Genomic DNA, 20,920 nt, shown 5'->3' with positions numbered 1-20,920 from the left:
CGCGCCGGTACCCGCACCAATGCTGTACCTGACCGCGGCCGAGATCAACACGTGGATCGCCGGCTTCATCTGGCCGTTGACCCGCGTGCTCGGGCTGATCGCCGCCTCCCCTGTGTTCGGCAATGCGCGCATTCCCCGCACCGCGCGGCTGGGCTTCGGCGTCGTCGTCGCCATCGCGATCGCGCCGCTGGTGCCGGCCGTGCCGGCCACCGATCCGGCATCGTGGGAAGGCATCCTGATCCTCGCGAAGGAATTGATCACCGGCGTGGCGATGGGCTTTGCGATGCGGCTCGTGTTTGCCGCCGTCGAGATGGCCGGCGAGATCAGCAGCCTGACGATGGGCCTGGGCTTCGCCAGCTTCTTCGACCCGATGTCACAGGGCCGCTCGTCGGCCATCTCGCAATTTCTGGCGTGGATCGCGACGCTGACCTTCCTCGTCGCCAACGTGCACCTGCTGCTGCTCGAGGCGCTGGCCGAAAGCTTCGTCACGCTGCCAATTTCCAGCCGGCTGTTCCACGGCGGCGGCTTTTGGGACCTGGCGCTGTGGGGCGCGAAGATTTTCTCGGCGGGGCTGCAGCTGTCGCTGCCGGTCGTGGCCGCGCTGTTGATCGCCAACGTGGCGCTGGGCATCCTGACGCGCGCGGCGCCGCAGCTGAACCTGTTCGGCATCGGATTCCCGATCACGCTGGGCGCGGGCTTCCTCGTGCTGATGATCTCCCTGCCCTACCTGGCGGCGCCGATCGTCAACCTGCTGGGCCAGGGCGCCGAGAAGGCGCAACTGGTTCCGCGGGCATTGCAGGGACAAGGAAACGTACCGCCGCGGCCACAGCCGCCGGCGGCGCGCTGAGCGGATCGGTGGCGCCGGGTCAGATGTAGTTGAAGAGGGACAGACTGGTGGCCGTCTTGAACGTCTGCTGGGCCGCCTGCAGGTTCGTCGTCTGCTGGGCGAAGCGGGAAGCCGCTTCGATCGGGTCCACTTCGACGAGGTCGGAAATCTGCGCCTTGTACTGGATGTCGAATTCGGAACCCGAGCTGTCCAGGTAATCGAGCTCCTTGCCGCGCGCGCCCACGGTGGCCAGCACGGACAGCACGTTGTCCGCCGCGTTGCGCATGTTCTGGTTCGCCTCGTTCAGCGCATTGGTCAGCTTGGAATTCGCGATGGGACCGGTGCCCGCCGTGCGCAGCGCCGTGATCGCGTTGTGCACCGTCTCGAACACGGACTGGTTCTTGCTCGGCTCGACGGTGAACTTGTCCAGGTCTTCCGGCGCGCCCGTCACGTTGAACGAAATGCCATCGAACGTGATCGGCTCGCCCGACTTGAAGTCGACCGGCCCGACGACGGGCGTGCTCGTCGTATCGTTGTTGACCGAGTATTGCACGAGACCCGTGGTGGCATCCTTCGTGAAACTGATCGAATAGGTGTCGGCAGTGTGCTGCTGGCGCGCGACCGCATCCACGACCGTGCCGGGCGAGATGATGCCGTTACCCTTGTTGGCGGGATCCGGCTTCGTCAGGAAGTTACCGTTGCCCGTGATGTTTTGTTCGAACACCTCGCTGCCCGATGCGCTGATCGGCAGCGTGCGCGTGGCGCCTACGCGCAGCTCGCGCTGGCCCTGGTCGCCGTAGTACGTGGCGCCGCTGGCCGTCAGCGCGAACGGCAGCGTCGTCGACTTGTAGCCCGAGAACAGGTAGTTGCCGGTACCGTCGGCCGTGTTGGCCAGGCCCAGCAAGTCCTTCATGCTGGCCTCGAGGTCGACGGCCAGCGCCTCGCGGTCGGCCGGCGACAGCGCCGGGTTACCCGCTTGCAGCAGCGTGTCCTGGATGTCCGTGTAGACGTCGCCAACCGATTGCAGCACCGTGTCCACCTGGTCCAGCGACGAGCGGGCCGTCTGCCGGTTCAGCGAGAATTGCTCGTTCATCTGCTGCGACTGCGTCACCTCCAGCGAGCGCGCCGAGGCCACCGGATCGTCCGCCGGCGTCAGCACACGGCGGCCCGTCGACAGCTGCAGCTGCGTGCGCAACAGGTTCGATTGCAGCGTCGACAATTGCGTCACGCCGCGGTCGTAGATCATGTTGGTGCTGATACGGGCGACCATCTTCTTCCTCGTCTTTATTGTGCGATCTGCAGCAGCGTGTCGAACAACTGCCCCGCCACCTGCATCACCTTGCCGGCGGCCTGGTAAGCCTGCTGGTAGCGCAGCAGGTCGGCCGCTTCCTCGTCCAGGTTCACACCGGACACGCTTTGCTGGTTCGCGAGCGCCTGGGTGACGGCCGTCTCGCTGGCCGCGCTGCCCACCTGCTTCTCGCGCGTCTTGTTGCCCACGTAGTTGACCGTGGCCGCGTAGGCGCCCTGGTACGTGGCCGTGCCGTTGTTCAGGATGTTCTTCGTCTGCAGCCCTGCCAGCAGCACGCCGTTGCGGTTGTCGCCGACGCCGCCCGTGTTCGGGCCGATGAAGAACGTGTCGCCCGCCGCGGGTTCTCCCGAGATCGTAAAGCTGGCGCCAAACAATTTCGGCGGTGTCGTGGCCTCCGGCTCGCCAATGCCGATTGTCGTCCCCGCCCGGTAAGGAATCTCGGTGGTCCCGACAGGATAGGTATCGAGCAGCTTGCCCTGCGCATCGCGCACGGTGATTTCCTTGTCCGCCGGCAGGCCTTGCAGTACGTCGATCGTCTTCGTCGGATCGGCCGGATCGGGCACCTTGTTGAACGTGAGCGTCACGTTCGATGCGAGCTGGTGGCCCAGGTATTCCTCGTCGACGGTGCCGACGCTGATCGAACCGCGCCCCGTGTTGGCCGTCCCCGGGCCCGTCGCGATCGGCGCGGCCAGCGCGATCTTGCGGTAGTCCGTGATCGCCACGTCGAAGTTGGCGGCCGCCGTGTACGTCGGGCGCAGTTGGATGTGGTCGCCTTCGGCCGGCGCACCGGCCAGCGTCATCGTGACGCCGTCGAACGTGATCGGCTGAGGTACCGTGGCGGGATCGAACGATGCCGTGTCCGGCTCAGGGAACGGGGTGCCATTGCCGTCCGTCAGAACCACCTTGCCGCCGTCCGAACGCGTGACCGTGTACCGGCCGTTCGCGAACGTCAGGTCGTAGTCCTTGCCCGTCAGCGCCTTCGCGTCGCTGATCGTCACGTCGATCGTGCCGGTGCTGTTCGGCGAGTTGCGCGTGTCGTAGCCCACATAGCCCTTGACCGGCTTGAAGAAGTCCAGGCCCGGGTCGCCGTTCAGGTCCTGCCCCAGCCGGTGCTGGTCGTTGAACGAATCGGCCATGCCGGCCGCGACAAGGCCGATCTCGTTCTGCACGCGGTCCAGCGTTTCGCGGCGGAAGTCGAGGAAGCCGCCCAGTGCGCCGCCGGCAAATGCCTGGTCCGAGATGATCGTGCTGCGGCCGGACGCGGGATACGCGACGACCATGCGGCCCGGATCGGTCGGCGATTGCACCGCGGCCATTTCCAGCGCCTGGGTGCCGACGACGAGGGGCTGGCCGGAACCGAACGTCACGGTCAGCATGTTGTTGTCCGACGGGATCACGTTGACCTTGACCTGGATGTTCAGCTCGCGGATCAGCTGATCGCGCTGGTCCAGCAGGTCGTTCGGCGGGTTCAGCGGGTCCATCGTCGCCGTCGCGATCTTGCGGTTCAGGTCAGCGATCGTGCGCGCGTATTCGTTGATGCCGTTGACGGTGTTCGTGACGGACGTGTTGACGCCGTCCTGCAATTCCTGCAAGCGGCCGGATACCTCGTGGAAGCGCGCCGCCAGCGTCTCGCCGGACGACAGCATCGATTCGCGCGACGATTGCAGCGCCGGCGTCGAGTTGGCCGTCTGCACGCCGCGGAAGAAGTCCTGCAGCGCCGGCGACAGGCCGATCGTCGAGTCCGACAGCATATTGTCGATCTGCGAAATCTGGCTCAGGTACGCATCGGTCGAGCCCTGCGTGGCCTGCGCGTTCATCAACTGCTTGTTCAGGAAATCGTCGTAATAACGTTTGATCTGGGCAACCTGGGTGCCGCTGCCGATGTAACCGACACCCTGGTTCAGCGGCGGCAACGTCGATTGCACGACACCCTGCCGCGTATAGCCGGCCACGCTCGCATTCGTGATGTTGTGACCCGTCGTGGCAAGACCCGTCTGGGCTGCCAGCAGGCCGGTACGTCCGATGCTGAGGAGGTTGCTCATGCTGTCATTTTCCTGTTCTCTTCCGGTTTACGGCAATGATGCCGGAAACTTGACATGGGGGCCCGTCCGCCTCACGCCAATGTCTTCTTGATAATGGTCGCCAGTTTCGTCGCGTAGTTCGGATCGGTCGCGTAGCCGGCCTTCTGCAAGCCCCGCGCAAACGCCGTTGCGTCGCCCGCACTGGCCAGCACTTTTTCGTAGCGGGGGTTGTCGGTGATCAGTTTCGCGTAATCCTTGAAGCTGTCCGCATAGCTGTCGTAGGCGCGGAAGCGCTCGACCTTGCGCTGGGGGCGGCCGTTCACGTATTCGGTGGTGGTCACGTCCACCGTCTTGCCCTTCCAGTCGCTGCCGGCCTTGATGCCGAACAGGTTGTAGCTGTTGGTGCCGTCCGCACCCTTGATCTCGCGGCGGCCCCAGCCGCTCTCCAGCGCCGCCTGGCCCAGCATGAACTTGGCGGGGATGCCGGTGGCGCGCGACGCTTCCTCGGCGTGGCTGGACAGCTTGTCCTGGAAGGCTCGCACGTGGGCATGGCGCGACGTACTCGGCGTGGAGGTCGTGGCCGCGTCCGCGGCGCCGCTGCCGCCGGCCGCGTCGATCGAACGCTGCAGCTTGGCCGCGTCCAGCATCGCGCGGGTGAAGCCGCCGTCGGGCACTTCCGTGTCGTTCGGCTGGATGCCGGTCGTCTTCGACAATTGCCGCACCAGCACGTCGGCCAGGCCCATGCCCTTCTTCGCGATGTTCTGGCTCGTCTGCTGGTCCAGCATCGTCGTGAACATCTTCGTCTGCGAGTTGTCCAGCAAGCCATCCTGCGGCGTCGCGTCGCGCATGCTCTTCAACATCATGCCGACAAACATGGCCTCGAACTGCGTGGACGCCGTCTTCAACGCCTCCGGCGAGCCGGCCTTCGCGCCCTGGCGCAACTCGGCCAGGCCCTTGCTGTCCAGCGCGAGGTTGGCGGAAAGATCGGTGGGGGTGCTGGTCTGGCGGATCATGGCTGGCCCTTAGATGATTTCAAGTTCGGCGCGCAGCGCGCCCGAGGCCTTCATCGCCTGCAGGATCGCCAGCAGGTCCTGCGGCGACGCGCCGATCGCATTCAGCGCCTTGACGACGTCGGCCAGTTGCGCGCCGCCCTGCACCATCAGCACCTTGCCGGGTGCCTGCTGGATGTCGACGTTGCCGCGCTGCGTCACCGTCGTCTGGCCACCCGACAGCGGGTTCGGCTGGCTGACCTGTGCATCGGCCGAGACCGACACCTGAAGGTTGCCGTGCGAGACTGCGCAGGTCTGCAATGTGACGGCCTGGTTCATCACGACGGAACCCGTGCGGGCGTTCATGATCACCTTCGCGGCCAGCGCGGCCGGGCGTACGTCCAGCTCTTCCAGCTGGCCGATGAACGTGACGCGCTGGTCCGATGCGGACGGTGCCGTCACGCGGATCACGCGGCCGTCCAGCGCGTAGGCGACGCCGGCACCGTAGCGCTCGTTGATGGCCGTGACGACCCGGCTCGTCGTCGCGAAGTCCGCATTCTTCAGTTCCAGGCGGATCTGGCCGCCGTCGCCCAGCGCCGTCGGCACCGCGCGCTCGACGGTGGCGCCGTTGCTGATGCGGCCGACAGACAGGTGGTTGACGACGGTCGATGCGCCGCCGCCCGGCGCCTGGCCACCGACACCGCCGACGACGAGATTGCCCTGCGCCATGCCGTACACCTGGCCGTCGGCGCCTTTCAGCGGCGTCATCAGGAGCGTGCCGCCGCGCAGGCTGCGCGCATTGCCGAGCGACGAGACGGTAACGTCCAGCTGCTGGCCCGGCTGCGCGAACGGCGGCAGCGACGTCGTGACCATCACGGCGGCGACGTTCTTCAGTTGCAGGCTGGTGCCCGACGGCAGCGTGACGCCCAGCTGCTGCAGCATCGACGCGACGCTTTGCACGGTGAACGGGGTTTGCGTGGTCTGGTCGCCGCTGCCGTCCAGGCCGACGACGAGGCCATACCCCAGCAGCTGGTTTTCCCGCACGCCGGCGATCGACACGAGGTCCTTCAGGCGTTCGGCATGGGCGACCTGGGCCAGTGGGGCCAGCAGGCCGAGTCCCAGGGCAAGCGAGGCAAGGAGCTTATTCATGATCAGAACGGCAGGAGGCTCATGAAGAACCGCGACGCCATCGACGTCAGTTCGGAGCGGTCCAGGTGCGTATTGGTGCGGTATTCGACCCGGGCATCGGCGATCGCCGTCGACGGCACCGAGTTGCCGGCGCCGATCGTGTCCGGATTGACGACGCCGGAGATGCGGATGAACTCGGTGCCCTTGTCCATCGCGACCTGCTTCTCGCCGGCGATCACCAGGTTCCCGTTCGGCAGCACTTCGACCACCGTCACGCCCAGCGTGCCGGAAAACGCGTTGCTGGCCGATTGCGCGGCCGCATCCGAGTAATTGTTGTTCGTCTCCGTCGCGATGTTGGCGCCGAAGCGGCCTTGCAGCGGGCCCGGCACGCCGAAGCCGACGCCACCCTTCTTGCTGGCCGAGCTGGTGCCGTTCTTGTTCGCCGTGGTGCGCTCGGTGATGACGACGTTGATGATGTCGCCCACCATGCGGCCGCGGCGGTCTTCGAACACGGGGCGGAACGACTGCGCCTGGTAGATCGAGCCGTTGGCCGGCGCCGCGGTCGCGGGCACGGGGATCGGGCGCGCCGTGGTCGGGCCGGCAACGATCGTCGACGGTTCGCTGGCGCAGCCGGCCAGTGCGAGCGCGGCGGCGGCGAGGAGGAAGGATGCGTGTCTCATGGTGCGCTCTTACAGCTGCGTCAGGCGTTGCAGCATCTGGTCGGACGTGGTGATGGCCTTGCTGTTGATCTCGTAGGCGCGCTGCGTCTGGATCATGTTGACCATCTCTTCGACGACGTTGACGTTGGACGTCTCGACATAGCCTTGCAGGATCACGCCGGTGCCGTTGGTGCCCGGCTGGTTGACCTGCGCCGCTCCGGAAGCGCCCGTTTCGACGTACAGGTTCTCGCCGATCGACTGCAGGCCGGTCGGGTTGATGAACGTGGCCAGTTGCAGCGAGCCGATTTGCTGTGCCGCGGCCTGGCCGGGCAGCTGGACGGACACGGTGCCGTCCTTGCCGACGTTGATCTGGTCGGCATTGATCGGAATGGTGATCGGCGGCTGCAGCACGTAGCCGCTGGAAGTGACCATCTGGCCGTTGTTATCGCGCTGGAACGAGCCGTCGCGCGTGTACCCGGTGGTCCCGTCCGGCAGCAGCACGGTGAAGAAGCCGTTGCCGTTGACCATCAGGTCCTTGTCGTTGCCGGACGCCTGGGGATTGCCCTGGGTATGGATGCGCTCGATCGTGACGGGGCGCACGCCCGTGCCGATCTGCATGCCGGAGGGCAGCTGCGTTTGCTGCGACGAGTTGGCGCCGGGCTGGCGCACGTTCTGGTACAGCAGGTCTTCAAAGACCGCGCGCGATTTCTTGAAACCGTTGGTGCTGACGTTGGCCAGGTTGTTCGCAACAGTATCCATCTGGGTCTGTTGCGCTTCCATGCCGGTCTTGGCAATCCACAGCGAACGTATCATCTGCTTTCTCCCTGCCCTGTCGGGCTTTCATCCACGAAAGCATTATGCGGCGCGGGGGATCAATTCAAAGCGAGGATCTGGCTGGCTTTCGCGGCGTTATTCTCGGCGTTCTTCAGCAGGCTCATCTGCGTTTCGAACGACCTTGCCAGGGAGATCATGTTGACCATCGCATCGACCGGATTGACGTTGCTGCCCTCCAGGCAACCGTCGGCGACGCGGACGGCCGGATCGGCTTGCGCGACCTGGCCGGACTGCTGGCGGAACAGGCCGTCGTCGCCGCGCACCAGCTGGGCGACGGGCGGATTGACGAGCTTCAGGCGGCCCAGCACATTGGCCGGCCCCGGCTGCAACTGGTTCGTGTCGATGCCACTGACGGTGCCGTCCGCTGAGATCGCCACGTCCGTGTTCGGCGGGATCGCGATCGGCCCGTTCTCGCCTTGCAGGGTCAGGCCGTTACTGGTCTGCAGCAGGCCGTTCTCGCTGACCTTGAAGCTGCCGTTGCGAGTATAGGCTTCGGAGCCGTCCGCCGACTGCACGGCGAACCAGCCTTCGCCGCGGACCGCCACGTCCATCGCCCGGCCCGTCGTTTCGATCGGCCCGGCGCGGAAGTCCGCGCCGATCGTGTTGTCGACAACGAAGGTGCGCGTGGGCAGCCCTTCCGAGACCACGGGCACGGCACGGAACGTGTCGAGCTGGGCGCGAAAGCCCGTCGTGGTCGCGTTGGCAAGGTTGTTCGACGTGGTGGCTTGCTGGTCCAGGATGTGCCTGGCGCCGGTCATCGCCGTGTAGATCAGGCGGTCCATGGCTGACTCCTCTTGAAAAGATGCGGCAACACGGCCGCGTTTCACCGCGGCCGTGATCAACTGCCCGATTAGCGCAGGTTGACGAGCGTTTGCAGGATCGAATCCTCGGTCTTGATCGTCTGCGCATTGGCCTGGTAGACGCGCTGCGCCGTGATCATGTCGACGAGCTGCTCGGTCAGGTCGACGTTCGACGATTCGACGGACGCCGCGCGCAGTTGGCCGAAGCCGCCCTCGCCCGCCGTGCCGATGCGCGGCACGCCGGAACCGGAGCTCTCGGACCACATGTTGTTACCGAGCGGGATCAGGTTGTCGACGCTGGCGAAGTCCGCCAGCACGACCTGCCCCAGCGCGCGCGATGCGCCTTCGCTGTACTGGCCCTGAATCACGCCGTTCGCATCCGTGGCGAAGCGCACCAGGCTTTGCGCGGCGTAGCCGTTCTGGGTCGAGTTCTTTTCGCTCGTCGCCGAGCCGTATTGCGTGGTGCCGTTGAACGTCGTGGCGATATGCATCGTCAGTTCGGCACCGTTGTCGGGGAAAATCGGCAGGTTGATTGTCACCGGCAACGTCATGCTGTTGGTGGTGTCCAGCTGGCCGCTCGTCGAGAACGCAAGCGAACCGATCTTCTGAGCCGGTACATTGACGGCCGCCTGGAACGCCGCATCGATCGTTTCCGGCGTGGCGCTTCCGTTGGCCAGCTGTGCGGTGGTTACATTGGCAACCGCGTCCAGCACACGTTGTGGGACATTGCCGAGAGCAGTCAACTGCCCAGTGATATTGGCACTCAGCGCGTTGACGTAGGCCGCGCGGGCGTTGGTAATCTCACCGTTATCGTTGACACCCGCCGCGATTGCCTTCAGATAATCGCCTCGTGCCGTCGTGATCGTCGCATCCGCGGCGGCCGCCGTCATCACCGCTTTCGAATCGACTTGCACGCCGTCGTTAGCAGCATATACGTCCCAGTCACCCGAACCGCGGCTGACGTAGTAGATGCCCATCGTGTGCTGGTTGCCCAGCGAGTCGTACACCGGAATGACCGTCTGCTTCGTGTAGGTTTCCGGATCGGATGCGTCGAACGGGCTCTTCTTCGGCAGCGTCGACGTGGAGCTCAGGTTGATCTGGAAGTTCGCTTCCGTCGTTTCGACGGGCGGCAGATCCGACATGTCGATCTTCAGCGGCACAGGCGCACCCTGCAGGATCACGCCATCCTTGTTGGTCAGGTAGCCCGTCAGCGCCGCGCCCTGCGCATTGATGATCGTGCCCGTCTTGTCGAGCAGGAACTGGCCGTTGCGGGTGTACTGGATCGCGCCGTCGACGCTCATGCGGAAGAAGCCGTCGCCGTTGATCGAGATGTCCAGCGGGTTATTGGTCGTTTCGATATTGCCCTGCGTGAACTGCTGGGCCAGGCGCGCCACCGTCACGCCGATGCCGGCTCGCGTGCCGGCAACGCCGTTCAGGGAGTTGGCGTACAGGTCGGCGAACTGCGCCTCCGTGCTCTTGAAGCCCACGGTGCTGGCATTGGCGACGTTGTTGCCGATGACGTCGAGCGACTTGGAAGCGGCGTTCAGACCGGAAAGACCTTGCTGGAACATGGTGTCCTCTGTGAAAAATGTGGGCTACAAGTGGTGTTACAGGACTTGCTTGATATCGTCCATCGTCAACTGGCCGATGGATGGAACGTTCAGTTTCGCGCCGGTCGGGCCCGTCGACACGCTGGCGACGGTGCCGAACGTCAGCGGTTTCGCGTCGGTCAGCGTCTTGCCCGCGGCAGTCGCGGTGACGACGAGCGAGTACTTGCCGTCCGCGGTGGTCTTGCCGTCGGACAGCTTGCCATCCCACGCCAGCGGCAGCACGCCCGCGTCGACCTTGTTCATCGTGATCGAGTGCACCACTTTCCCGGCACTGTCCTTCACGTCGATCTGCAGGCTGTCCGCATACGAGCCCAGCTCGACGCCGAAGATCGCCTTGCCTTCCGAGACCGTCATGCCGTTGCCGGCGGCGAGCACGCCATGGTCGATCAGGTTGACGGCCTGTGCCGACGTCGATGCCGCGTAATCGGCCTTCAGCGACTCGAGCGTTTCGTTCAGCTTGTTCACGCCCGTAACCGTGTTCAGTTGCGCCAGCTGGCTCGTCACCTGCGCGTTGTCGAGCGGGTTCAGCGGGTCCTGGTTCTTCAGCTGCGTGATCAGCAGCGTCATGAACTTGTCAGCGTCGGCGGAAGTCGCGCTGGCCTTGGTCGACTTCGTGTTCATCGAATCGAGCAGCGCCTGCGATGCGCCGGTGCTGTTGGTGGTGGTGCTGGTGGAGGCGACGGCCATGATGGTTTATTCCTGTTATTGACCGATGGTCAGGGTTTTCAGCAGCAGGCTTTTTGCCGCGTTCATCGTTTCGACATTGTTCTGGTACGAGCGCGACGCCGACAGCATGTTGACCATCTCGTCGACCGCGTTCACGTTCGGCATCGTTACATAGCCCTTCTCGTCGGCCAGCGGGTTCTTCGGGTCGTACACCTGCTTCATCGGCGACGGGTCCTCGATCACCTGCTGCACCTTGACGCCGGTCGCGGTGTTGTCTGCGGTGGGGGTCGCCTCGAACACGACCTGTTTGGCGCGGTACGCTTCGCCGCTGGCGCTGGTGGCGCTGTCCGCGTTGGCGAGATTGCTGGCGACGACGTTCAGGCGCTGGGCCTGCGCGCTCATCGCCGAGCCCGACACGTTAAAGATGGAAAACAGTGACATGGGCGTTTCCTTTACTGTCCTTGGATCGCGGTCAGCAGACCCTTGATCTGGCTGTTGATGAAGGTGACGCCCGCCTCATAGCGCAGCGCGTTGTCGGCGAACTGGTTGCGTTCGACGTCCATGTCGACGGTGTTGCCGTCGACGGCGCCCTGCACCACGCCGCGGTACAACAGCGGCGTGCCGTCGGGCAGCGTGCTGCCGTCTTGCGGAGGGGTCGGAAAATGCTTCGCGGCCGTCGTCTTCAGCGTGCCCGTCTGCGCCGTATTGCTCAGCGCGGCCTGCAGCGCCGACGTGAAGTCGATGTCGCGCGCCTTGTAGTTCGGCGTATCCGCGTTGGCGATGTTCGACGCCAGCACGCTCTGGCGCGTCGAGCGCAGGCTCAGCGCCAGCTCGTTGAAGCGCAGGTGATTGTCGAGTTTCCCTAACATGACGGCATCCTTCCATCGGTGACAGGATCGATCATACGGATGCCGCACGGCAAATGATCGGGTAATAAGCATGGGCTTTCCCGCCCTATTCCCCGCTTTCGCGGCGCCTCGCACGCGTAAGATGGCGAGCATTCACAGCCTGTTCTTGCCTGAACCTCACCATGAAACCAGCGCTCTTCGCTCTCGCCGTCCTGCTTGCACCGGTTGCCGCGGTTGCCCAATCGGCCGCCATGGAGCCGGCCGTGCTGCGCCAGACCGTCGACCAGTTCCTGCAGGTGCAGACGGCCGGCTTGCCCGGCAAGGTGACGGTCGCCGTCGGCAATATCGATCAACGCATGAAGCTGGCCGCGTGCCCGGCGCCGGAAGCGTTCCTGATGCCCGGCAGTAAAGCGTGGGGCAAGACGACCGTGGGCGTGCGGTGCACCGCGCCGTCGCCATGGACGGTGTATATTCAGGCGACGGTTTCCGTCCTGGGCAACTACATCGCCGCCAGCACGCCGCTGTCGCAAGGCCAGCCGATCCTGGAAACGCAGCTGGTGACGATGCAGGGCGACCTGGCGACGCTGCCGGCGTCCATTGCCACCGACAAGGCGCAGGTGATTGGCCGAACGAGCAATGTTTCCATCTCGGCAGGCACGCCGCTGCGGCTCGATACGCTGCGCAGCAAGCCCGTGGTGCAGATGGGACAGCAGGTGAAGCTCGTGTCGTCGGGCGCGGGGTTCCGCGTGTCGGCGGAAGGCAAGGCGGTCGGCAACGCGGCCGACGGCCAGGTGGTGCAGGTGCGCACGCCGGGCGGCCAGAACGTCAGCGGCATCGCGCGCGCCGGCGGCCTGGTCGAAGTCGCCTTCTGACGTGCGCGTGATGAAAATAAATTCATCGGGCATCGCTAAAGTTTGCGTTGCCGCAGCCGTAAAGGACTCGTAGACCGGAGTAAACCACTCCTACCAGACGAGGAAGATGCTGTGAAAATCAACGATTCAGTGAAGAACACGGGCTTGCCGGCGACGTCGACGTCGACGACCAACAACGCCCGTACCGCCGAGAAAGCGGCGGCGACGACTTCCGCGCAGACGAACTCGGAAAGCGTGAAGCTGTCGGCCCAGGGCCAGGCCATGGCGGCCAACAGCAGCGGCGCCGTGTTCGATACGAAGAAAGTCGAGCGCATCAAGCTGGCGATCGCCGATGGCCAGTTCCAGGTGAACTCGGAAAAAGTGGCGGATGGCCTGCTGGACACCGTCAAGGACCTGCTGCACGCGCGCAAGCGCTGATGCGGCAATAACGCGGCAACCACGCTGCACTAGCGAAAGCCCACCATGCATAACGGCGCCCCCATCCTGCTGCTGCGCGAAGAGCAGCGCCTGATCACCGTCCTCCTGGACGTATTGAAGGAAGAGCAGCAGTACCTGGTGGCGGCCGACATCGACCAGCTGGCACAGGTCACCCCGCGCAAGGCGGAGCTGATCAACCAGATGGCCGTGCTGGCCACGGAGCGCCACAAGGCGCTGGGCAGCGCGGGCTTCGAGGCGCGCGAGGCGGGCATGGAAGTCTGGCTGGCGGCGCACGGCACGGACGACGACAAGGCGCTGTGGAACACGGTGCTGGAACAGACCCGCGAAGCGAAGGAAGTGAACCGCCTGAACGGCATGCTGATCAACAAACAGCTGTCGCACACGCAGGGCGCGCTGCAGGCGCTGCGGCCGCCGTCGCAAGCCGGTGCCGTATATGGGCCGAGCGGACGGACGACGACCACGACGACGTCGCGCGGATTCCTCGCCGGCTGACCAGCGCACCGCGCCAATGACAAAACCGGGCAATGCCCGGTTTTTTGTTAACTATAGCTCACGTCTTTTTATCCCATAGCTCTACAATCGCGCACAACTTCCTCACCCGATTCGTTCGGCGCACTAAGTATGCGTTTAACTCTCGTTAACGCCTTTCTCACTGGCAGCCAGATCACCCCGTCCCCTCGAGAGTATTCTACAGCGAGCTCGTGCCTCTTTAGCATCCTAAGCACATCGCCTACCATCCTACGCTCGTCGACATCTAGTCCGCGATAAAGCGCACTTTCAGCTCGCCCGGAAAGACTCTGGACAAACAATTTCCGCAATGTGATCAGAAGTACTTTCTCGCCCACGCTCATCCTAACGGCACGGATCGCAGCACCTGTGGCAGCGGAATCAAAACCACCTATATCGCATGAGTGCATTATTCTATCTCGCGGAAGGTCGTCACTTGAGACACGGCCGCTAATCTGCTCAATGAGGCAGCTATCAAAATACGGCAAGCTATTCGACCCAACCTCAGGATTTAAAACAACCCCATCAAATAAGCAATGCGAAAACTGCATATTTGACAGGGGAAGCATATGCGGATGAAACTCAACAAGCCGCGCGCCAAAATTCACCTCGCTTACGATGAACGCAATATCTAGATGTAGCTCACCCGTAAGCAAGATTACAGCAACATCGCCTCTAGCACATGCCAAATCACTACGACTATTTAAAAACGCAACAGCTTGACGAATAACTCCTCGTGCATCGTGTGATATTTCAAGACGTCGTAAGACGAAGTTTATCGCGACTTCATTGATTGGTCGGTCACACGCATTCATTGCTCCGACCCATCCAGGATTTTTTACCATATCGAAGGGCGCCTCGAGAAATTGCACTACCTCTCTGCCCTTGCACACGTCCGCCAGCTCAGCATCTACGAAACACCTGCTTTCATCTTCCGCACGATATATTCCGAGACCTGGAAGGCGTTGAATAGCAAGGACCCCTTGCTCGTCTGGCTCGTAACCGCAGACTTCAGTGAAGGCTGAGAAGAGCTCACTACGGGTAATGGGGCCTAAACCATCCTCAGTTGTACGTGCGAGTGAAGCAGCCCGCTCAAGAATTCGCCGGAGCGTCTGCCCATCCAGATTTGTCTCGATCCGTCCTTCCCGCTCGTAAATCTGGTCCAACAAATAGTCCCAACCGTCCACAGCATCAGGCATCCCTGAATTTTCTCCAAGCTCAGAAAGGAGTCCCCGCGAGGCAAGATAGCCAAGCAAGAGTGGTCTAGTGGGCAGCCACTGTGGAAACGCTCCTTCGTGCTCAACGCCTGGAAACCTTGACAGGAAGCTCCGCATTTGGGTCTCTGTGAACTCATCGAGAGACAACACTAGTCCTTCATGCAACCCTAGCGCATTACACAACTCTCTGTCATCTTCGAAGTAGTGACTTCTTCCTCCTACAACGATACCAGTCCCGATGCTCTCGCGATGTAGTTTGCGGACTCCTTCCAGAGACCGCATTCTTAAATCTTTCAACTTCTTCCAACTGCCTTGCACGCCTAGGGACGTAATCTCATCAAATCCATCCGCTAAGAGTACAACAAAGCCTGCACGCCACGCTCGGATGAGCGAACTGGGCGATTCGAAACCAATGCTGCGCGCATGCCGCTCCAAAAGCTCCACCGGATCACGTTGACCAGAGTGTTCACGCAAATTTATATAGACAGGGAACTTAGAGGTTGCACCACGAATATAGCGCGCCTCGAGGCGGAAAAAGAGCTCCCTAAGGGTCATGCTCTTACCTGCACCGTATTGACCCGTTATCGCAAAATGGTTTCCCTCAAGAGCGCCCTCAAGTATGTCATTTACTAAGTAGTTCTCATCTAAGGCCTTACTTGTCAGGCCGATTTCCACAAAAGAGATAGAAGGATTTTTACCTCCAGATGCGAAATCCTGCACACTGCCGAAGCCATGAAGCTTCCTTGCCGAGAGGTACGCCCGCACATCAATAAGGCTTTGCTGGAACTGGGAGTACGACACCGCCCTCACTTGCCCTTTGCCCTGCTCGTGCACTTCTTTTCTCTGCTCTGCTGTAGGCTCTGCCTTTGTCACAAACCATCCCACCGCATTCTTCATACCCTGCAGTTTGTTGTGATCCACAATCGATCGGAACAGTTTTCGAGTATCTTCCTTCGCCTTGCTTGCACTGGCGGATACAGTTGCCTCAATGAAATGTACGGACTCTTCCGTCTCGAAGATGCCATCGCGCTCTCGACCGTCTAGCATTGCTGCACCACCAAACTGGGCAGCGGGCCACTTCGCTCTAGCGATACGCCTCACCTCATTTTCGAAGTCCAAGTTCGCAGCGTGCTCGTTCTTACTCGACAAGTCTAATCCCCCCTTATTTTCTATTTTTCAATTAAAATTATATAACGGAAATCACTTGCAATTTATTTTTTTCAAAGACAGCTTTAGGCGATACCTGGCAATGCCGCGCGGCAGACTACCGTGACGTATGTTCCGGGATCTAGCCCGGCATGGAAGTCTGGCTGGCGGCGCACGGCACGGACGACGACAAGGCGCTGTGGAACACGGTGCTGGAACAGACCCGCGAAGCGAAGGAAGTGAATCGCCTGAACGGCATGCTGATCAACAAGCAGCTGTCGCACACGCAAGGCGCGCTGCAGGCGCTGCGGCCGCCGTCGCAAGCCGGTGCCGTATATGGGCCGAGCGGGCGGACGACGACCACGACGACGTCGCGCGGGTTCCTCGCCGGCTGACCAGCGCACCGCGCCAATGACAAAACCGGGCAATGCCCGGTTTTTTGTTGCCTGAAAAATGGTGACAGACCCCATTTTTCAGGCAATCTCTCCCGGAAAATGGGCTTGTCCCCATTTTCCGGGCTCCGGCGTTACAGCATCAGGCTGGCCGCCGTCAGCGACGTCACGCCGGTCAACGTGATCACGTATTCCGACGTCGCGGGCGTGTCGTCCATGTTGATCAGCAGGTTACCGCCCGAGAACCTGACCTGGCCCGCCCCCGTGAACGTGGTGACGAAGGTCAGCGCCTGGCGGCCGTCCAGGTTCGGGTTGGCGTCGAACGCCGTCAGGTCGATCTTGTCGCTCTCGGCCACCTTGAAGTCGGTGACCGTGTCGCGCAGGATGACGCCCTGCCACGCTTCCGGCAGCACGCGGAACACGTCGGCGCCGGTGCTGCCCGACAGCGTGTCGTTGCCCGCGCCACCCACCAGCGTATCGTTGCCGGTGCTGCCGTTCATCACGTCGATGCCGTCGCCGCCGATCAGGTAGTCGTTACCGAGGCCGCCGTTGACGGTATCGTTGCCGGCGCCGGCATCGATGACGTTGTTGCCGATCCCGCCCGTGATCGTGTTGTTGATTTCGTTGCCGTAGCCGTCCACCGCGCCGGTGGCGGTGATCGTCAGATTTTCCAGGCCGCTGCCCAACGTGTACGTGATCGACGTATTGACCGTGTCGAAGCCCGTGGCCGCGCCTTCGATGATGACGTCGCCCACGTTGTCGATGTAATAGGTGTCGTTGCCGGCACCGCCGTCGAGCGTGTCGGCACCTGCCGCACCGGACAGCGTGTCGTTGCCGATGCCGCCGACCAGCACGTTGTCGGCGCTGTTGCCCACCAGCGTATTGGCCAGCGCGTTGCCGGTGCCGTTGATCGCGGTGCCCGTCAGCGTCAGCTGTTCGATCGTGCTGCCCAGCGTGTAGTCGACCGACGATTGCACGGTGTCGAGCTCGGTGGCGAGCGTGCCCGTATCGATGACGACGTCGCCGGCATTGTCGACGATGTACGTGTCAGCGCCAGCGCCGCCGCTCAGCGTATCCGCGCCGAGGCCGCCGTCCAGCACGTTCGCGCCGCTGTTGCCCGTCAGGACGTTATTCGACGCGTTGCCCGTGCCGTTCAACGCGGCGACGCCCGTCAGGGTCAGCTTTTCCAGGTTGGCGGCCAGCACATACGAGATGCTGGAATTGACCAGTTCGATCTCGTCCGGGTTGTCGGTATCGACGATCACGTCGCCCACGTTGTCGACCGTGTAGACGTCGTTGCCGGCGCCGCCGATCAGCGTGTCGGCACCCGTGGCGCCGTTCAGCGTATCGTCGCCGATTCCGCCGTCGAGCACGTTCGCGGCCGTATTGCCGAGCAGCGAGTTGTTCAGCGCATTACCGGTACCGTACACCGTGGTCGTTCCCTGCAGCACGAGCGCTTCGACGTTCGCGCCCAGCGTGTAGTTAAACCCGACAAACACGGTGTCGACGCCGCCGCCCTCCGCCTCGTCGACAACGTCGGCACTGCTGTCCACATAGTAGGTGTCGTTGCCGGCCCCGCCCTGCATCGTGTCGGCACCGGCCGAACCGTTCAGCACGTTATTGCCGTCGTTCCCGATCAGCACGTTGTTCAGGCCGTTGCCGGTGGCGCTGATGTGGGCGGAGCCCGTCAGCGTCAGGTTCTCGATATTGCTGGTCAGCGTGAACGTGACGGACGACAGCACGGTGTCGATCTCGGTCGCCAGCGTGCTGCTTTCCGTGACGACGTCGGCCGTATTGTTGACGACGTAGGTGTCGTTACCCAGGCCGCCAATCAGCGTGTCGACGCCGGCACTGCTCGTCAGCACGTTGTTGCCGGCGTTACCTGTGCCCGTCGTCGCGGCGCTCAGCAAGGTCAGGTTCTCGACATCGGCGGCGAGCGTGTAGCTGATCTTCGAGCGCACCGTGTCCACGTCGGTCGCGCCGGTGCCGTCGTCGACGACTTTGTCGCCGGCGTTGTCGACGTAGTAGGTGTCGCTGCCCTCGCCGCCCGCCATCGTGTCGATGCCGAGGCCGCCGTCCAGCGTGTCGTCGCCAGCCAGGCCGACGAGGTTGTTGGCGAGGGAGCTGCCGGTGATGACGTTGGCGCCGCTGTTGCCGGTGGCGTTGACCGCACCGCTGAACAGGGCCACGTCGTCCATGCCTTCGGCCAGCGTGTAGTCGATCGCGGAGCGTACCAGGTCCCGGCCGGCACCATCGTCGACGACCACGTCGCCGGCGTCGCGCACGACGTAGATGTCGTCGCCATTGCCGCCGATCAGCGTGTCGTCGCCGGCGCCGCCATCCAGGATGTCGTTGCCGTCGCGGCCATCGAGCACGTTGTTCGCGGCGTTGCCCGTCAACTGGTTGTGCGTGGCGTTGCCGATCCCGTCGATCGCGTCGGTCCCCGTCAGCAGCAGGTTCTGCTCGTTGGCCGCCAGCGTATGGCTGTGGTCGTAGTCGACCGTGTTGTAGAACGTTTCGTCGATGGAGAAATCGGCGTTCAGGCGTACCACCGACGCGCTCCATTGCGATGCGCCGGCGATCGGCTGCAGCGTGTAGCCGGCGATCAGGATCTTGCCGTCGTCCTGCACCGTGATGCTCTTGGCGAAGCCGGTACCGGCATCCAGCGCCTTGTAGCCCAGCGGCGTGCCGGCGTGATCGAACACGAAGACGGACAACTGCGAATTCACCGTGGCGGCGACGACGATACCGCCGTCCGGCAGTTCCGCGGCGCTCTGGAAGTCCGGCTGGAAGCCGTCGACCTTGCCGATCGTTACCGCCCCGGTACCGCCCCACGTCTTGTCCACCGTACCGTCGTTGTTGTAGCGCAGAACGACGGCGGTCGTGACGCCGGCGGCCGTGTTGTTGCCGGCGATGACGATCTTGCCGTCGCTGGTGGCCACGATATCGCGGCCGGCACCGTTGTCGGTGGTGCCGATCGTCGTCACGACCCCGCCCCGGTCGCCGAACGTCATGTCCGGGAAGCCGTCGGCATCGAGGCGCACCATCGCGATCTTCTGGGTGCCGCCGTTGACCAGCTCCTTGCCGACGATAAGGATCTTGCCGTCCGGCTGGAGATCCATGCCGTACACCACTTCGCGCGAGCCGTCGGCGACGCCGGGCGTGAAGTCGAAGCGCTGCACCTCGCCCAGGTAGAAGCCGCGGTCGTAGCTGCCGTCCTCGTTCAGTCGGCCGATCATGAAATCGAAGCTGCCGCGTTGGCCGATGCCATAGCCGGCCACGACGATCTTGCCGTCGGGCTGCTGCATCAGGTCCGCCAGCGCATACCCGCCGGTCGGCTGTTCCAGTTCGACCTTGCCGGCCACGCCATAACTCGTGTCCACGGAGCCGTCCGGCAGGTAGCGCGACAGGATGACGCCGCTGCTGCCGTCGGCCAGCAGACCGTAGGCGGCCAGCACGATCTTGCCGTCCGCTTGCAGCAAGCCCTTCGGCGTCGCCGCCTCCGACAGGCCGCCGACGGCCTGCGCCGTGAACAGGGTGCTGGCCGTGGCGTCGTACAGGATGCCGTCGTCGCTGAACGACGTGTCCAGCGAGCCGTTGCTCAGGTAGCGCGCGGCCGCCGCGTAGGTACGGGCGACGCCATCCGAGGTGAGGGTCACATACCCCGTGACGAGAATGGTGCCGTCGGCGGCGGCATCGACTTTCTGGCCATAGAAACTGCCGCCCGGTACGGCTGCCCACACCTTGCCTGCATTCTGGAACATGTCATCTCCCTTTGTAATGGTTGAGCGACCATTATCGGAGACTAACGGTTTCCTGTCAGAATTATTTTCTTAAATGCAATAATTGGTGAGATTCATCCAGCAAGTCACTGGGCGGGCGCGGGCTCGGCCGGAGCCGTCGGGATCTCCGTCTCCGGATCGGGCACTGAGGAAAGGATCGTCACCGCCACGCGCCGGTTGCGCGCACGGCCGATCGGGTCGTCGTTCGACGCCACCGGGTGGTTCGATGCATGGCCGACGGCCGTCAGCCGTTCCGGTGCAACACCCGCTTCGATGAACAGCCGCACGACGGTGGCCGCGCGCATCGACGACAGTTCCCAGTTCGACGGGTAGATGTTGCGCACCGGCTGATTGTCCGTGTGGCCTTCGACCTGCACGGCGTGCGTGTCGTTCTTCAGCAGCATCGCCACGGCCGTCAGCGCCTCGCGCGATTCGTCCGTCAGCTTGGCCTCGGCCGGATCGAACAGCACGCTGGCATTGATCTCGACGGAGACGCCGCGGCTGTTCTGCGTGACGCGCACCTTGCCTTCCTTGACGAGCGGCGCCATCGTCGATTGCAGGTCCTGCGCCAGCTTCGTCAGGTTGGCGCGCTCCTGCTTCATCATTTCCGTGCGTTTTTTCAGGTTCGGGTTCGGCAGCGGCTGGTTCAGCACTTCCGTGTTCGGCTTGACGTTGGCGCCCTGCCCGCCCAGCGCCTCGCCCAGCGCGTCCGAGAAGACACGGTACTTGCCGATGTTGACGGACGAGATCGCATACATCACGACGAAGAACGCGAACAGCAAGGTGATGAAGTCCGAGTACGAGATCAGCCAGCGCTCGTGGTTCTCCGGCTCGTCGTCGTACGGCCGGCGCGCGCGGCGGTACTGGAAGCTCATC

Annotated in this window: 19 protein-coding genes; 5 read left to right on the top strand and 14 right to left on the bottom strand. The window is 63.4% G+C overall.

The genetic code is table 11. The features are described from left to right. The first annotated feature begins 19 nt into the window (after positions 1–19). The gene (gene fliR, locus IP92_RS12525; RefSeq protein ID WP_145875247.1) at positions 20–847 is read left to right on the top strand and encodes a flagellar biosynthetic protein FliR; all 828 of its coding nucleotides are present in this window, start codon (positions 20–22) and stop codon (positions 845–847) included. Between the two features lie 19 nt (positions 848–866). Here fliR and flgL read toward each other — a convergent pair whose 3' ends face one another. The 11 genes from flgL to flgB all read right to left on the bottom strand — a co-directional run bounded on the left by flgL (position 867) and on the right by flgB (position 11,711). Then, the gene (gene flgL, locus IP92_RS12520) at positions 867–2,096 is read right to left on the bottom strand and encodes a flagellar hook-associated protein FlgL (protein WP_145875245.1); all 1,230 of its coding nucleotides are present in this window, start codon (positions 2,094–2,096) and stop codon (positions 867–869) included. A gap of 14 nt (positions 2,097–2,110) precedes the next feature. Then, positions 2,111–4,177, bottom strand: a complete 2,067-nt coding sequence (flgK, locus tag IP92_RS12515; RefSeq protein ID WP_145875243.1) for a flagellar hook-associated protein FlgK — start codon at positions 4,175–4,177, stop codon at positions 2,111–2,113. 71 nt (positions 4,178–4,248) lie between these two features. Further along, a complete protein-coding gene (gene flgJ, locus IP92_RS12510) occupies positions 4,249–5,169 on the bottom strand; it encodes a flagellar assembly peptidoglycan hydrolase FlgJ (RefSeq protein WP_145875241.1) in 921 nt (306 codons plus the stop codon). A 9-nt stretch (positions 5,170–5,178) separates the two neighbouring features. Then, the gene (locus IP92_RS12505; protein ID WP_145875239.1) at positions 5,179–6,294 is read right to left on the bottom strand and encodes a flagellar basal body P-ring protein FlgI; all 1,116 of its coding nucleotides are present in this window, start codon (positions 6,292–6,294) and stop codon (positions 5,179–5,181) included. A 2-nt stretch (positions 6,295–6,296) separates the two neighbouring features. Next, complete coding sequence (locus IP92_RS12500) at positions 6,297–6,953, bottom strand: flagellar basal body L-ring protein FlgH (RefSeq protein ID WP_145875237.1); 657 nt, start codon at positions 6,951–6,953, stop codon at positions 6,297–6,299. Between the two features lie 9 nt (positions 6,954–6,962). Beyond that, complete coding sequence (gene flgG, locus IP92_RS12495; protein ID WP_145875235.1) at positions 6,963–7,745, bottom strand: flagellar basal-body rod protein FlgG; 783 nt, start codon at positions 7,743–7,745, stop codon at positions 6,963–6,965. 59 nt (positions 7,746–7,804) lie between these two features. Then, on the bottom strand, positions 7,805–8,548 hold the full coding sequence (gene flgF, locus IP92_RS12490; protein WP_145875233.1) for a flagellar basal-body rod protein FlgF: 744 nt from the start codon (positions 8,546–8,548) through the stop codon (positions 7,805–7,807). Between the two features lie 68 nt (positions 8,549–8,616). Beyond that, on the bottom strand, positions 8,617–10,137 hold the full coding sequence (locus IP92_RS12485; protein WP_145875231.1) for a flagellar hook protein FlgE: 1,521 nt from the start codon (positions 10,135–10,137) through the stop codon (positions 8,617–8,619). A 36-nt stretch (positions 10,138–10,173) separates the two neighbouring features. Next, positions 10,174–10,863, bottom strand: a complete 690-nt coding sequence (locus IP92_RS12480) for a flagellar hook assembly protein FlgD (RefSeq protein ID WP_145875230.1) — start codon at positions 10,861–10,863, stop codon at positions 10,174–10,176. A 15-nt stretch (positions 10,864–10,878) separates the two neighbouring features. Continuing rightward, a complete protein-coding gene (gene flgC, locus IP92_RS12475; RefSeq protein ID WP_145875227.1) occupies positions 10,879–11,283 on the bottom strand; it encodes a flagellar basal body rod protein FlgC in 405 nt (134 codons plus the stop codon). Positions 11,284–11,294: 11 nt separating this feature from the next. After that, positions 11,295–11,711, bottom strand: coding sequence for a flagellar basal body rod protein FlgB (gene flgB, locus IP92_RS12470; protein WP_145875225.1), 417 nt, complete (start codon positions 11,709–11,711; stop codon positions 11,295–11,297). Positions 11,712–11,872: 161 nt separating this feature from the next. On the opposite strand from flgB, the gene flgA reads away from it, so the two are divergent. The 3 genes from flgA (at position 11,873) to IP92_RS12455 (ending at position 13,492) form a co-directional block, all read left to right on the top strand. Then, positions 11,873–12,562, top strand: coding sequence for a flagellar basal body P-ring formation chaperone FlgA (gene flgA / locus IP92_RS12465; RefSeq protein ID WP_145875223.1), 690 nt, complete (start codon positions 11,873–11,875; stop codon positions 12,560–12,562). Positions 12,563–12,673: 111 nt separating this feature from the next. After that, complete coding sequence (flgM, locus tag IP92_RS12460; protein WP_145875220.1) at positions 12,674–12,979, top strand: flagellar biosynthesis anti-sigma factor FlgM; 306 nt, start codon at positions 12,674–12,676, stop codon at positions 12,977–12,979. A gap of 45 nt (positions 12,980–13,024) precedes the next feature. Beyond that, positions 13,025–13,492 (top strand): flagella synthesis protein FlgN, encoded by a 468-nt coding sequence (locus tag IP92_RS12455; RefSeq protein WP_145875218.1) that lies wholly within the window; start codon positions 13,025–13,027, stop codon positions 13,490–13,492. A 68-nt stretch (positions 13,493–13,560) separates the two neighbouring features. On the opposite strand, the gene IP92_RS12450 is transcribed toward IP92_RS12455, so the two are convergent. Then, positions 13,561–15,873 carry an NACHT domain-containing protein gene (locus tag IP92_RS12450; protein ID WP_145875215.1) on the bottom strand — a complete coding sequence of 771 codons (2,313 nt, stop codon included), beginning with the start codon at positions 15,871–15,873 and terminating at the stop codon, positions 13,561–13,563. 149 nt (positions 15,874–16,022) lie between these two features. Here IP92_RS12450 and IP92_RS12445 point away from each other — a divergent pair, with 149 nt between their 5' ends. After that, positions 16,023–16,265, top strand: a complete 243-nt coding sequence (locus IP92_RS12445; protein ID WP_145875213.1) for a flagella synthesis protein FlgN — start codon at positions 16,023–16,025, stop codon at positions 16,263–16,265. A gap of 131 nt (positions 16,266–16,396) precedes the next feature. Here the strand turns inward: IP92_RS12445 and IP92_RS12440 are convergent, their stop codons facing one another. Together IP92_RS12440 and motD are read right to left on the bottom strand one after the other, a co-directional pair. Next, entirely contained in the window at positions 16,397–20,026 is a 3,630-nt protein-coding gene (locus IP92_RS12440; RefSeq protein ID WP_145875210.1) for a hypothetical protein, read from the bottom strand. A 104-nt stretch (positions 20,027–20,130) separates the two neighbouring features. Beyond that, positions 20,131–20,919 (bottom strand): flagellar motor protein MotD, encoded by a 789-nt coding sequence (motD, locus tag IP92_RS12435; protein WP_145875207.1) that lies wholly within the window; start codon positions 20,917–20,919, stop codon positions 20,131–20,133. Position 20,920 lies beyond the last annotated feature (1 nt).

This window comes from Pseudoduganella flava, from assembly GCF_007830495.1.
In the GTDB taxonomy this organism is placed as follows: domain Bacteria; phylum Pseudomonadota; class Gammaproteobacteria; order Burkholderiales; family Burkholderiaceae_D; genus Rugamonas; species Rugamonas flava.
The sequence above is the reverse complement of the archived record's forward strand: the minus strand, read 5'-3'. Positions and strand labels throughout refer to the sequence as shown.